Here is a 12,466-nt window from a genome sequence, read left to right as displayed (position 1 = left end):
TAGCACTGCATGAACGCAAAAACGACGGTTTCTCGACACATCGCTGCGTATTTATTCTGGGCCGTTGCCACGGTGGGTGGCGCGGTGCTCGGCAGTACGGCGCGCGCCGACAATGTCACATTGCCCGAACAGCTTATCGGTGTCACCCAGGGTTTTCTTGAGTTCACTGTCGAAGATTATCTGGCGACCTCGCAAATCCAGGGTCGCTACGAGATCGAGGTGAACAATCTCGATCCGCGTTTGCGCATGCCGGGTTGTGATCGGCAGCTGTCGGCGACCCTGGAAAGCCCGGCGCAACCCTTGGGCCGGGTGACCGTGCGCGTGCGTTGCGAGGGCGGCGCGCCATGGACGGTATTCGTTCCGGCCCAGGTCCGGCTGTTCCGCGAGGTGGTCACCACCACCCGGCCGCTCAAACGCGACAGCGTACTGACCGAGGCCGATGTGGCGTTGCGCGAGCGGGACATCGGGGCGATGGGGCAAGGCTTTCTGGTTTCGCTGGACGAAGCGGTGGGCATGAAGTTGATCCGACCGACGGTTGTCGATCAGGTGCTCACGCCGGTGTTCCTTGAACAGCAGGCACTCGTGCTCAAGGGTGACCAGGTGGTGATCATCGCCCGCAGCGGCACCCTGGCGGTGCGCATGCCGGGTGAGGCGCTGGCCCAGGGTGGCATGAGCGAGCAGATCCGCGTGCGCAACCTGAACTCCAAACGGGTGGTCAAGGCACGGGTGACTGGCCCCGGACAGGTGGAAGTGGCGATGTAAACGCTGGTCGGCGAAGCGGAGTTTTCCTACACTAGGGGGCTATACAAGCCCGTCGCCGCGGCATCGGGCATTTGCGAAATAGCGCCTAAAGTTAATCGGGATTTGGCCGAAAACAAGGCAAGCGTCCAAAATACCCAGAGGTTCAGAACAATGGTTATCGACTTCAACCGAGTAGGAAACTCGCCGTCAGTGCAAGGTACGCCACGTACCGGCGCTGCCAAGGAAGTGGCCGCCGACACGCCCGTGCCAAGCACGCCAGCCGTGAAGAGCGGGGAACCGGTCACCTTGAGCGATCAGGCCCAGCAAATGCAGAAAATCACCGACAAGCTGAGCGATCAGCCAACTGTCGACAGCGCCCGCGTCGCCGAGCTCAAGCAGGCCATCGCCGAGGGCAGCTACAAGGTCGACAGCGAGCGCGTTGCCAGCAAAATGCTCAATTTCGAAGCCCAGCGCTAGTTCAGTCTAGGCGCCGGGGCTTCTGGACGCGTCAACGCCAGGGCTCACCATGCACGATCAAACGCTGTTGCAGCTGATTGAAGAAGACCTCCCTTACGCAGGGCAGCTGCTCGAGCTGCTGCGCGATGAGTCGCTGGCTTTGCAAAGCCGCGACATGGAGCTTCTGGAAACGATTCTGGCGCAGAAGCAGTCGTTGATCGTGTTGCTGGAACAGAATGGGCGGCGGCGCAGCCAGTTGCTGATGCAGCTCGGCCTGTCGGCCGATCGCGAGGGCTTGCAGGCGCTGGCGCTTCAGTCGCACCTGGGCGATGCGTTGCTGGCCCGGGGTGATGCGTTGAGTCAGTTGCTGGCGCAGTGTCAGGCGATCAATGCCCAGGTCGGTCAAGGTATCGCGCGCCAGCAGGTGGCAACCGCCAACCAGATCCGTATTCTCACTGGCGCGGAGCCACCGTCGCTCTACAACAGCCGTGGGTCGACCGCGAAGATGGCCACCTACCGGGCGCTCAGCCAGGCGTAATAAGCGCGTCGCCCCCGGACGCGGCTCGCGCCGCTGCTACAGGGATCGCGTACACCCACGCGATGCACACCGCACGCCTCCGCAACGACGTCGCACATTGCGTCGGCGGTACACACGGTTCCCGTGACAACGGTGCACATTGCGTCGGCGGTGCACGCGGTTCCCGTGACAACGGTGCACATTGCGTCGGCGGTACACGCGGTCCCCGTGACAACGGTGCACATTGCGTCGGCGGTGCACGCGGTTCCCGTGACAACGGCGCACATTGCGTCGGCGGTGCACGCGGTTCCCGTGACAACGGTGCACATTGCGTCCGCGGCACACGCGGTTTCCGGAACAACGGCGCACGATGCGTCGGCGGTACACACGGTTACCGTGACAACGGCGCACATTGCGTCGGCGGTACACGCGGTTCCCGTGACAACGGTGCACATTGCGTCGGCGGTACACGCGGTTGCCGTGACAACGGCGCACATTGCGTCGGCGGTACACACGGTTACCGTGACAACGGCGCACATTGCGTCGGCGGTACATGCGGTCCCTGTAGCAGCGGCGCGAGCCGCGTCGGCGGGCGATGCGGTGCGTGTTGGCACAACGCAATGCGCGCGCGTCATCTTTAAACCTTTTCAACGAGCTGGCAGAATGCCGCACCTGCGCAGTCGGCGCGATCCGGAGTGGACAAGAACGTGTCAAACGCATCGAACCTGGAAGACGCTCCGCAACCGCCCAAGGTACTGGCTACACCTCTGGAAGTCGCCGCCAACCTGCGCCTGCTTCAGGAAAGCCATGACCCCCTGATCATCACCTTCCAGGACCGCCCCCTGCGCTGCCAGAGCTTCCTGGTGGAAGTGGACCGAGACAACCTGCGCATCGTGCTCGACGAAATGATCCCTCGCGAAGGCGAAAAATACCTGGAGGCCGGCGAGCCGTTCAAGGTCGAAGGCTTTCATGACGGTGTGCGCGTGGCGTGGCAAAGCCATGGCAACTGGACCATCACCCAGAAGGAATGTGGCCGCTGCTATGTCGGCGCGCTGCCGGGTCAAGTGGTCTATCACCAGCGACGCAACGCCTTTCGCGCCGCACTCAAGCTTTCGCAACTGGTGGACGTCGAGATCGCCGGCAGCCGACTCAAGAACACCCTGGTCGGCAAGCTGCTGGGACATCTCGGCCCACGGTTGCAAACTGCGCTTCGAGGGCGACATCAGCGAGCGCCTGCAACTGGGGCAGATCTACGAGCGTTTCATGGCCGCCCTGCCCTTCGGCGCCATGACCACACCAGTCGAGCTGCGTCACCTGCATTTCGAGGAGCGTATCGACACCACCTTCGTGGGCGTGCGCTTCCACAACATTCCCGGCCTGGTGCAGCGCCAGATCGAACGTTTCGTGCATCAATTGCAACGCGAAGCGCAGCGCTTCGACAGAGACGACTTCTGAAACAAGGCCGCGCGCCATGCGCGGCCTCGCCAATCCCTAGACGGGCTTGACCGGCTCCTCGTCGGCAGGCTCGGTGTTCTGCATCTGCTCCTGCACCAGGTGCTCGTCGACACGGGGATCCAGGGCCGCGGCCAGCGGCGAGTTGGCCGCCGGCATGGCGACGTGATGCAGCGGCGCATCGTCCACCACATGCAGGTTGGTCACCGCCTTCGGCCGGATGCGCCAGACCAGCACCACGGCGAAGAAGCAGAAGAAGGCATACAGCATCTGGCTGCCGAACTGCTTCATCAGCACGCCGGCCACCAGCGGGCCGACACTGGCACCCACCCCGTAGGTCACCAACAGCATGGCGGTCAGCGACACGCGCCGGTCGGCTTCCACGTGGTCGTTGGAAAACGCCACGGCCAACGGATACAACGAGAACTGCAGCAGCGACACGAGGAAGCCGGCGGCGAACAGCACCTCGAGCGGCACGCTGGGAATCAGCGCCAGAGGCAGCGCAGCAATGGCGATACCCACGGCCACGCAGCGGATCAGCAGAGCACGGTCGTAGCGGTCCGACAGCCAGCCCAGCGGCCACTGCACCAGCAGGCCGGCAAAGATGCACGAACCCATGAACAAGCCCACCTGCTCGGTGCTCAACCCTTGCTGCGAGGCATACAGTGGGGCCAGGCCATAGAACGAACCGACGATCAGACCGGAGCCGAGCACGGTGCTCAGCGACTGCGGCACCCGACTGAGAAAGAAGCGCGGTTCCATGGGCGCCGGGTGCATCGGCGCCGGGTGAATCCGTCGCGTGAGCGCAACCGGTACCAGGCACAGGGCGAAGCACAGGGCAACCAGCATCAGCAGTTCAAGGCCCAGTTGCGGGTGCACTACCAGAATCAGTTGGCCCAGCACCAGGCCCAGGTAGGAGGCGATCATGTAACCGCTGAACACCGCCCCACGCTGCTTGGTGTCAGCCTGCTCGTTGAGCCAGCTTTCGATCACCATGTACTGGCACATCATGCCCAGGCCGACGATGACCCGCAGGAACAACCAGGCGGGCAGGTAATTCACCAAGCCATGGCCCAGCACGGCCGCGCCGACGATACCGGCGCAGGTGGCGTAAGCGCGTATATGGCCTACGCGGGCGATCAGCCTGTGGCCGATCTTGCCGCCCAGGGCCAGACCGAAATAGTTGGCTGCCATCAGGGCACCGACCCACAGGCTGTCGACCTGCTCGGCCGACAGGCGCAGGGCCAGGTAGGTACTCAATAGACCAGAGCCGATCAGCATCATCAGTGAGGCGAAATACAGGGCTCGAAAGTTTTTCCAGATTTGGCGCATTGCAGGTCCGCGGTAAAGGGTGTCGGAACGATCAGGTCACGGGCGACGGCCCTCCCGCCACTTCGGCGGACCGCTGCGGGAAAGGAGCGTCACCTGCATCAAGCTGTTGCAGGATCAAGCCTGGGCCGCCAGTACCCGGCGCTCCCAAGGGGTGATTTCATCGAAGAAACTCGCCAGCTCCAGGGTCTTGGTCGCGATGTAGCCTTCGATGAACACATCGCCGAACAGTTCCCTGGCCAACAGGCTTCGTTTCAGACGCTCAAGAGCGGCATGCAAGGTACATGGCAAGGACAATTCATCGGGCACCGCGAGGTCACCCTGCATGGGCGGGGATGGCTCGAGTTGCTGTTCGATGCCGTGCAGACCGGCGGCAAGGCTGGCGGCGATCGCCAGGTAGGGATTGGCATCGGCACCCGGCAGGCGGTTCTCGACCCGTCGCGCACTGGCCGCACTGGCAGGGATGCGCAGCCCTGCGGCACGATTGTCGTAGGACCAGCAGGCATTGTTGGGCGACGCATACGGCTGGCAAAGGCGCTGGTAGGAATTCACGTTGGGCGCCAGCAGCGCGGTGAAATCGGCCATGGCCGTCTGTTGCCCACCGATGAAGTGGCGGAAGGTATCGGTGGGCTGGTCGTGGGCATCGCTGAACACGTTCAGGCCGCTGTCCACTGCCACCACACTCTGGTGTATGTGCATGGAGCTTCCGGCCACCCGCGCCAGCGGCTTGGCCATGCACACCACGCTGAGCCCATGTTTGAGCCCGACTTCCTTGAGCAGATGCTTGAACAGGAAGGTCTGGTCGGCCAACAGCAGCGGATCGCCATGGAGCAGGTTGATTTCGAACTGGCTGACGCCCATTTCGTGCATCACCGTGTCGCGTGGCAGGCCCATCGCCGCCATGCTGCGATAGACCTCGGTGAAGAACGGCCGCAGACCGTTGTTGGAGCCTACGCTGAACGCGCTGCTGCCGTCCTCCCGTCGACCGTCCAGGCCGATCGGCGCCTGGAACGGCAGCAACGGGTCGGGATTGGCGGCGAACACGAAAAACTCAAGCTCGGTGGCCACCACCGGCGCCAACCCCAGACGGCCATAGCGAGCCAGGACTGTCTTGAGCAGGCCGCGGGTCGACAGCGGAGAAAAGCCACCGCTCAGCTCCTCGGCATCGCAGACCACCCAGGCGCGGGGCGGCTCGCTCCACGGCAGGCGGTGCAGCCGAGTCAGGTCGGGCACCAGCGCGACGTCGCCGTCATCGGCGCCGTAGTAGCGGCTGGGCGGATAGCCGCCCATGATGCATTGCAGCAACACGCCGCTGGCCAGTTGCAGCCGCCGCCCCTCCTGAAAGCCCTCGGCGGTCATCACCTTGCCGCGCGGCACGCCGTTGAGGTCAGGTGTGACGCACTCGATTTCATCGACACCGCGCAGGTGCTCGGCGACCGTACGCGGTCCTTCGATACTCATGTCTCTGTCCTTGACGTTGAATGCCGCACGCGGCGATGGGCACAAAATACGCAACGCAACAGGCGCGTGACAAGCCATCGGCAAGCAGAGCTACGACCAAAGTCGCTTGCCGATAGCGTAGCGCCAGTACACAGTGTAACGACTTGGATAAAAGCAGCTCGATGCTGCGCCTTGTTCGCCGGCTCGGCGGACATCAGGAATGATACACATGGATGTTTTTGCTGCACTGTTTCACCCGCTCGAACCACGCCTTCTCATGCTCTGCAGCGATACTTCACGGACCGATTCGCTCGAGCGCTACCTTCAAGACCTTTCTCTACCCGTCGAGGGCCTGCAGCCGGAATTGCAGCCAGCGTACGACTACGAAAAAAGCCGGCACAAGGTCATTCTCGTCGAGCCTGGCCGTGGTGAACGCCAGAAAGGCGTGCGCTGGGTCGATGATATCCGCCGCGGCAACAGCTGGGCTTCGATACTGGTGGCCTTGACGGGCGCCGATGCGGCCATTCGCCAGGACTATCAGCAGGCCGGAGCCGACCATGTCTTGCGCCTGCCAAGCACGGAGCCTGCGCGCGAGACGTTCTACGTCGAACTGTTCCAGAACCCGGACTACTGGAATCTGACGCCGCCGGTGGTGGACCCCGCGCGTCTGTGTCTGGAGGATGAAACCCGGCGGCTGGACCTGACCTTTGCGCAGGTTCAGGTCGTCCTGGCGCTGCTGTACGCGCCGCATCACCAGTTGAGCTTCGACGATCTGGCGCAACTGCTGGGGCTGAATCTGCGGACCTACGACATGCGTGTGGTGGAGAAATTCGTCAGCCGCCTGCGCAGCAGCATCCGTCAAGTCTTCGGCACCAACGTGATCCAGAGTGTGCGCGGCAGTGGCTACCGCCTGAACCGTGGGTGCATCTCGCCGCCGCCCAGCGCTTTCCACTGAAAGGCGGTTTTCACCAGACCGATGGCCATTGGCGGTTTTTTCACGGCGTACTAGGCTTGGAGTTATACGACAACTGTATCCAGCTCTACGTTTTGAAGGAACGACCTCATGCCTACGGATCTTGGCGACAAATTTTCATCCATCAACAATCAGCTCCACACAGCCCACCAGACAACCGACGAAGCGCAGCTGGCGCGTGGTTTCTGGTGGTTCAATGACGTCGACTGCACCCTGACCCAGAACGGTATCACCGTGGGTCTGACGCGCACCGAATGTTGGCTGCTGAGCCTGCTCGCCTTCAGCAGCGAGCGGGTCATCAGCAAGGAAGCGCTGATTGCCGGACTGGACAAGGACCCCAGCCACTACAACGGCCTGGAAATGTCCCTGAGCCGCCTGCAAAGCAAGTTTGGCCAATGCAGCGGTGGTGAGCGGCTGATCCGCTCGGTACGCAACCGAGGCTACTGCCTGGCCCAGGTGGTGCGTGCGGCCTATGGCCCGAGCTGGAAATCGCCGACGGGCCTGGCTGGCAAGCCCCCCTGCTGCTGCTAGCGTTCGCGCAGCGCTTCCTTGGCCCGGTTCAGTGGCTTGATCAGGTAATCCAGTACCGTCTTGTGTCCCGTGGTGATGTCCACCGTGGCGATCATCCCGGGGACGATGGCGAAGGTCTTGCCGGCCTTGTTTTCCAGCGAGTCGGAATCGGTGCGGATGAACACGCGGTAATAGAACACTTCCGGTTTGACCTCATCCTGAAGGGTGTCGGGCGAGATGGTGACGACCTTGCCGTCGAGCCCGCCGTAGATCGAATAGTCGTAGGCGGTGATCTTCACCTTGGCCTGCTGGTCGGGGTGAATGAAGGCGATGTCGCGAGGCGAGATGCGCGCCTCGATCAACAAACGCTCGTCCAGCGGCACGATTTGCATGAGCTGGCCGTTGGGCGGCACCACACCGCCGATGGTGGTGACCTCGATATCCTTGACGATGCCCCGTACCGGCGAACGCAGGGTCAGGCGCGAGACTGAATCGGAGCGGCCCTTGAGCACGGCGGTGAGGGTTTCGACGTCGGCGTTGGCCTTGGCCAGTTCCTCGCGGGCACGCACCATGTAGTCGGAGCGCGCCTCGGTGAGCTTGAGTTCGAGTTCCGAGCGCTGCCGATTCAGGCGCAAGACTTCCACGCGGCTGGCCGCCCCGGTCCTGGCCAGGTTATCGGTGATCTGCAACTCGCTGCGCACCAGACGCAGCGACTCGTTGATGCCGGTCAGGGAATCGTCCAGGCCACGACGGCGGGCGTTGTACAGCTCGGTTTCAGCCTTGAGCAGTGCCGGGTAGGCATTGAGCTCGGGAGGAAATTTCAGCGGCTTGAGACCGACCTCGGCCTGCAGCCGGGCGACGCTGGCCAACGTGGCCCGATATTTGGCTGCGCTTTCGCCGAAGTTGGATTCGGTCTTGGTCGGATCCAACTGGGCCAGCACTTGCCCGCGCTCCACGATCGCCCCTTCGGTCACATTCATTTCGGCGATGATCCCGCCTTCGAGCGACTGGATCACCTGCTCCCGCGAGCTGGGAATCACCTTGCCGGTGCCGGTGGAGACTTCCACCACTTCGAAAAAGAAGGCCCAGACGAAGAATGCCAGGAGCATGGCGACCGATACCCACACCACGCGGGTGGCGCGCACCACGGTGGCGTCGTCGACACCGTCCTGATAATACGACTGGCCGGGCGCACCGTCTTCGCTGAGCAGCGGAATGCGCTTGAATTCACCGGGGCCCAGCACCTTGAATCCCTTGCCTGTGTCCATTTGCCCTGCCCTCCTTGATTAAGCCGCGCCCTTGGGGCGCGACAGTGTGGCGATGGCGTTTTCCTTGGTGTCGTCGATGACCACCTGGCCGTTGTCGACCACGATGATCCGGTCGACCAGCGCCAACACGCTGGTGCGGTGGGTGGCAACGATGATCGTGCGCCCTTGCCCCCAGGTGGCCAGGTTGTGGATCAGCCGGCGCTCGGTGGTCTCGTCCAGGGACGCTGTGGGTTCGTCGAGCAGCAGGATGTGCGGCTGACGGATCAACAGGCGTGACAGCAGCAGCGACTGGCGCTGGCCACCCGACAGGCCTAGGCCGCCTTCCAGAATCAAGTGATCCATGCCGGTCGGGCACTGGCGGACGAAATCCAGAGCGCCGGTGATCTCCAGTGCGGCGATGATTTCCTGATCCGAGGCCTGTCCGGCGCCCATGATCAGGTTCTCGCGCAGGCTGCCGTGGAACAGCCGCGAATTCTGCGTGAGCAGACCGATGTCGCGGCGCACGTCGGCCGGATCTATATGCCCCAGGGCCACACCGTCGAGCGTGATACTGCCGCCGCTCAGGTCCAGGCCACCGGCCAATGCCTGGAGCAGGGTCGACTTGCCTGCCCCGTTGCGGCCCAGCACCGCGATGCGTTCGCCCGGTGCGATGGTCAGGTCGTTGACGGTCAGCGCCGGGGTGCGCGATTCCTCGCTGTATTTGAAGCTGGCGCGCTTGAGCGCGTAGCGCCCGCCGATGACCGGCAGGTGCACGCGCTGGGCGCCTTCGGGGTGATCGACAGGCAGCAGCATGAGACGGTTGAGCCCTTCCAGGGCCACCTTGGCCTGTTGCCAGCGCGTCAGCACGTGGGTCAGTTGCGACACCGGCGCCATCATCCGCGAGGCCAGGATCGAGGCCGCCACCAGGCTGCCGGTGGTGAGGTCACCGGCGATCACCATGGGAGCGCCGAACACGATGACGATGGCGAACACCGCGCTCTGCACGTTCTGTGTCCAGGCCACCAGGCCGTTGGTCAAGGTGCGCAGGCGCAGGCTGCTGTCCGCTGCCACGGCATTGTAGTGGTTCCACTGCTGCTGGAAGCGTTGTTCGGCCTGCAGGCTCTTGATGTCGTCCATGCCCTGCACGGTTTCCACCAGCATGGCGTTGCGCAGCGCCGACTCGCGCATGGACTCGTTGGCCAGACGCGCCAACTTGCGCTGGGCCAAGAGCCCCGGCACCACCATGGCAACGAGCGCGCACAAGGGAATCAGCACCAGCGGCCCGCCGATCAGGTAGAACACCACCAGGAAGATCAGGAAGAACGGCAGGTCGGCCAGCGCCGTGGCGGTGCTGGAGGTGATCAGGTCGCGCAGCGATTCCAGCTCGCGCAACTGCGAGATGAACGAGCCGGTCGACTTGGGCCGCGCCGAGTTGCGCAGGCGCAGGGCGTGACCGAACACCAGGTCGCTGACCCGCAGGTCGGCACGCTTGCCCAGCAGGTCGGTGATCTTCATGCGCATGATGCGCATGATGAAGTCGAAGACGATCGCCAGCAGCACGCCGCCGAACAGCACGTACAGCGTGGGCAGTGATTCGGCCGGGATGACCCGGTCGTACACCTGCATGGAGAACAGCACCCCGCCCAGCCCGAGCACGTTGGCCACCAGCGAGGCCAGCATGACGTGGCCGTAGGGCCGCAGGTCGCGCAGGACGATCTTGCGGAACCAGTGCTCGTCGTAGGGTTTGATGTAGTCGTTGGTGCGCACGTCGCTGACCGGCCGAGCCGGACGCAGGATCACCGTACGCAGCGCGTTGTCTAGCAGAGTCTGGCGGTCGATGCTGCTCTGCAGCCCCAGGTCGCCGCTGTAGGCGATGCCGATCTGCTCGTCGTCGCCCAGCACCTGGATGATGCCCACCTGACCGTCCTTGAGCTGTACCACCAGAGGCGTGCGCCACTGGGTCAGGGTGGTGGGATCGTAGTGCGCGAACTTGATGGTCAGGCCGGCCTGACGGGCCATCTGCCGCAGCACGTCCTCGACGCTGGAATCGTCGGCGCGCATCGACGCGATGCGCACGTTTTCGGCCGAGCATTCCAGGCGGTAGTGGCGCGCCACCCCCAGAATCGCGTCGAGCCAGACCTGGTAGTCCTGGCGCGAAAAGGTTTCGTGGGGTTGCGCCGTTTCCGGGTCCAGCGGCAGGTTCACGGCATCGTTCATGGCAGGATCTCCACGCCTTGGATGGTGCTCCGATCGATCCGGTAGGCACTGCGCAGGGCGCCGGTGCTGTACAGGCAGTCCACCTGCAGGCGGCGCAGGTCGGCCTCGGTATTGGCCAGGTCAAAACGCGACTGGTGGATTTCCTGCTCGGCGTTGAGCAGGTCCAGCAGCGGCCGCGTGCCCAGTTCCAGGTACTGCTGGCCATACAACTCGCGGGCTTCGACGATGCTGGTCTGGCGGTACTGCAGCGAACCGAGTCGACGGTCCAGGCTAGCGGTCTGCGCCTGGGCTTCGAACAGCCCCTGGCGCGCCTGCAGCCTTGCGGCGTCTTCGGCCGAATCGGCGGCGGTCAGGGCGTAGGTGGCCGCTGCGGTGCGCGCGGTGGTGGCGCCGCCCTGGTAGAAAGGCACGTCGAGGTTGATGAAGATGCCGGCCTGGGTCCGGTCGATGTTGGAATTGTTGCTGTTGTAATTGCTGTCCAGGTAATGGTTGAGCGTGGGGTCGACCGACAGGGTCGGCAGCCCGTCGGCGCGGGCCTGGCGGATGGCCGCTTGGGCTTCGACCCGTTGCGCGTTGGCCACCAGAATCCCCGGCAAGGCATTCATGTCCGGCTCGGCGGTGTTGCAGGAGGCCAGCAATGAGGACGGGAAGTCGTCGTTGACGTCGAACGGCGCGGCGCGCCCGACCAGATTGATCAGGTTGGCCCGCCAGCGGTTGTACAGCGCCTCATACTGCAGCAGCGTGGCCCGCGCGCCGTCTTCGCGCGACTTGGCCTGGACCACGTCGGAACGGGTCGCGGCGCCCATGTCGCTGCGCTGACGGGCGAGTTCGGCGATGCCGGCGATGCCCTTGATCTGCTCGCGGGCGATCTCGAGCAGGCGCTTGTAGCGCTGCACCTCGATGTAGGCCTGGGAGGTGTCGCGCGCCACTTGATCGATGCTCAGCAGCACCTGCGCCTGGCTACGAGCGACCCGCGCCTTGGCTACATCGACGGCGCTGTCGACCTTGCCGAAGTCATACAGCATCTGCTTGAGCGAAATGTTCACCGCCTGACTGGTGCCGTTGCCGCCGTAGGAGCTGTCGAGGCCACCACGCAGGCCGCCGGTGATGCGCGGGTAATAACCGGCGCGCGCGACGTTGATGCCCTCGCCCTGCTGGTAGAGGGTGCCGATCGCTTCAGCGATGCTCGGATGCCATTCCACCGCCAGGCGAACCGCCTGGGCCAGGCCCAGCTGGCTGCCGGCTATCGGCGCAGCCAGGTCGGTGTCATCCCGCTGAGCAGGACCAGGCACGGCTGCGGGCCGGGCGGTGGGGCGTGGATGAAGCCCGACGCGCGAGTCGGGGCGGGTTTCCAAACGGCTGGGGCTGATGACCCGCAGTTCGGGTTCGACGGTGTCTGCGGCCTGTGCCGACAAGGTGTACAGCGTTGTGCCACTCAAGGCCAGAACGGCCACCGAAAACTGTGCTGCCAAAAAGGTCCACTTCAAGCCAATCCTCCACTTCCTGTTGTTCCTGACACGCCCGAGACAGGCGACGTGCGACTTCCTGCCGCAACGCCAGGCCCGAAGGCCTGACGTGGATTGC

General features: G+C 64.0%; 10 protein-coding genes and 1 pseudogene. 6 read left to right on the top strand and 5 right to left on the bottom strand.

Annotation, left to right across the window (positions count from 1 at the left end; genetic code table 11):
• The first annotated feature begins 9 nt into the window (after positions 1-9).
• The 4 genes and pseudogenes from flgA to ABMD26_RS19320 all read left to right on the top strand — a co-directional run bounded on the left by flgA (position 10) and on the right by ABMD26_RS19320 (position 3,169).
• Positions 10-762, top strand: a complete 753-nt coding sequence (flgA, locus tag ABMD26_RS19335) for a flagellar basal body P-ring formation chaperone FlgA (RefSeq protein ID WP_090359225.1) — start codon at positions 10-12, stop codon at positions 760-762.
• 150 nt (positions 763-912) lie between these two features.
• Positions 913-1,218, top strand: coding sequence for a flagellar biosynthesis anti-sigma factor FlgM (flgM, locus tag ABMD26_RS19330; protein ID WP_049858819.1), 306 nt, complete (start codon positions 913-915; stop codon positions 1,216-1,218).
• 49 nt (positions 1,219-1,267) lie between these two features.
• The gene (locus ABMD26_RS19325; RefSeq protein WP_122743517.1) at positions 1,268-1,735 is read left to right on the top strand and encodes a flagella synthesis protein FlgN; all 468 of its coding nucleotides are present in this window, start codon (positions 1,268-1,270) and stop codon (positions 1,733-1,735) included.
• A 686-nt stretch (positions 1,736-2,421) separates the two neighbouring features.
• Positions 2,422-3,169: pseudogene (locus ABMD26_RS19320) on the top strand (flagellar brake protein).
• A 36-nt stretch (positions 3,170-3,205) separates the two neighbouring features.
• Here ABMD26_RS19320 and ABMD26_RS19315 read toward each other — a convergent pair.
• Both ABMD26_RS19315 and ABMD26_RS19310 read right to left on the bottom strand, forming a co-directional pair.
• Entirely contained in the window at positions 3,206-4,498 is a 1,293-nt protein-coding gene (locus ABMD26_RS19315) for an MFS transporter (protein ID WP_122743519.1), read from the bottom strand.
• Between the two features lie 114 nt (positions 4,499-4,612).
• Positions 4,613-5,854 carry a glutamine synthetase family protein gene (locus ABMD26_RS19310; protein WP_354311846.1) on the bottom strand — a complete coding sequence of 414 codons (1,242 nt, stop codon included), beginning with the start codon at positions 5,852-5,854 and terminating at the stop codon, positions 4,613-4,615.
• Positions 5,855-6,164: 310 nt separating this feature from the next.
• Here ABMD26_RS19310 and ABMD26_RS19305 point away from each other — a divergent pair, with 310 nt between their 5' ends.
• Entirely contained in the window at positions 6,165-6,890 is a 726-nt protein-coding gene (locus ABMD26_RS19305) for a helix-turn-helix domain-containing protein (RefSeq protein ID WP_192067941.1), read from the top strand.
• Positions 6,891-6,998: 108 nt separating this feature from the next.
• A complete protein-coding gene (locus tag ABMD26_RS19300) occupies positions 6,999-7,439 on the top strand; it encodes a winged helix-turn-helix domain-containing protein (protein WP_354311277.1) in 441 nt (146 codons plus the stop codon).
• Here ABMD26_RS19300 and ABMD26_RS19295 read toward each other — a convergent pair.
• From ABMD26_RS19295 to ABMD26_RS19285, 3 genes are read right to left on the bottom strand one after another with little or no spacing between them, the layout of a single operon-like run.
• Positions 7,436-8,686 carry an HlyD family type I secretion periplasmic adaptor subunit gene (locus ABMD26_RS19295; RefSeq protein WP_122743523.1) on the bottom strand — a complete coding sequence of 417 codons (1,251 nt, stop codon included), beginning with the start codon at positions 8,684-8,686 and terminating at the stop codon, positions 7,436-7,438. The two genes, ABMD26_RS19300 and ABMD26_RS19295, sit on opposite strands and share 4 nt — an antisense overlap.
• Positions 8,687-8,704: 18 nt before the next feature.
• The gene (locus ABMD26_RS19290; RefSeq protein WP_090359239.1) at positions 8,705-10,882 is read right to left on the bottom strand and encodes a type I secretion system permease/ATPase; all 2,178 of its coding nucleotides are present in this window, start codon (positions 10,880-10,882) and stop codon (positions 8,705-8,707) included.
• On the bottom strand, positions 10,879-12,336 hold the full coding sequence (locus tag ABMD26_RS19285) for a TolC family outer membrane protein (protein ID WP_354311845.1): 1,458 nt from the start codon (positions 12,334-12,336) through the stop codon (positions 10,879-10,881). The genes ABMD26_RS19290 and ABMD26_RS19285 overlap by 4 nt, the downstream gene beginning before the upstream one ends.
• Between the last annotated feature and the right edge of the window lie 130 nt (positions 12,337-12,466).

The sequence above is a fragment of the Pseudomonas sp. PvP001 genome, from assembly GCF_040546375.1.
GTDB classification, from domain to species: domain Bacteria; phylum Pseudomonadota; class Gammaproteobacteria; order Pseudomonadales; family Pseudomonadaceae; genus Aquipseudomonas; species Aquipseudomonas coleopterorum.
This window is presented reverse-complemented; position numbering and strand designations above follow the sequence as displayed.

What these genes read in the sequence shown, in the direction of transcription:
- ABMD26_RS19290 (WP_090359239.1), bottom strand. Translation starts at nt 10,882, where the DNA reads ATGAACGATGCCGTGAACCTGCCGCTGGACCCGGAAACGGCGCAACCC.
- flgA (WP_090359225.1), top strand. Translation starts at nt 10, where the DNA reads ATGAACGCAAAAACGACGGTTTCTCGACACATCGCTGCGTATTTATTC.
- ABMD26_RS19325 (WP_122743517.1), top strand. Translation starts at nt 1,268, where the DNA reads ATGCACGATCAAACGCTGTTGCAGCTGATTGAAGAAGACCTCCCTTAC.
- ABMD26_RS19295 (WP_122743523.1), bottom strand. Translation starts at nt 8,686, where the DNA reads ATGGACACAGGCAAGGGATTCAAGGTGCTGGGCCCCGGTGAATTCAAG.
- ABMD26_RS19310 (WP_354311846.1), bottom strand. Translation starts at nt 5,854, where the DNA reads ATGACCGCCGAGGGCTTTCAGGAGGGGCGGCGGCTGCAACTGGCCAGC.
- ABMD26_RS19315 (WP_122743519.1), bottom strand. Translation starts at nt 4,498, where the DNA reads ATGCGCCAAATCTGGAAAAACTTTCGAGCCCTGTATTTCGCCTCACTG.
- ABMD26_RS19305 (WP_192067941.1), top strand. Translation starts at nt 6,165, where the DNA reads ATGGATGTTTTTGCTGCACTGTTTCACCCGCTCGAACCACGCCTTCTC.
- flgM (WP_049858819.1), top strand. Translation starts at nt 913, where the DNA reads ATGGTTATCGACTTCAACCGAGTAGGAAACTCGCCGTCAGTGCAAGGT.
- ABMD26_RS19300 (WP_354311277.1), top strand. Translation starts at nt 6,999, where the DNA reads ATGCCTACGGATCTTGGCGACAAATTTTCATCCATCAACAATCAGCTC.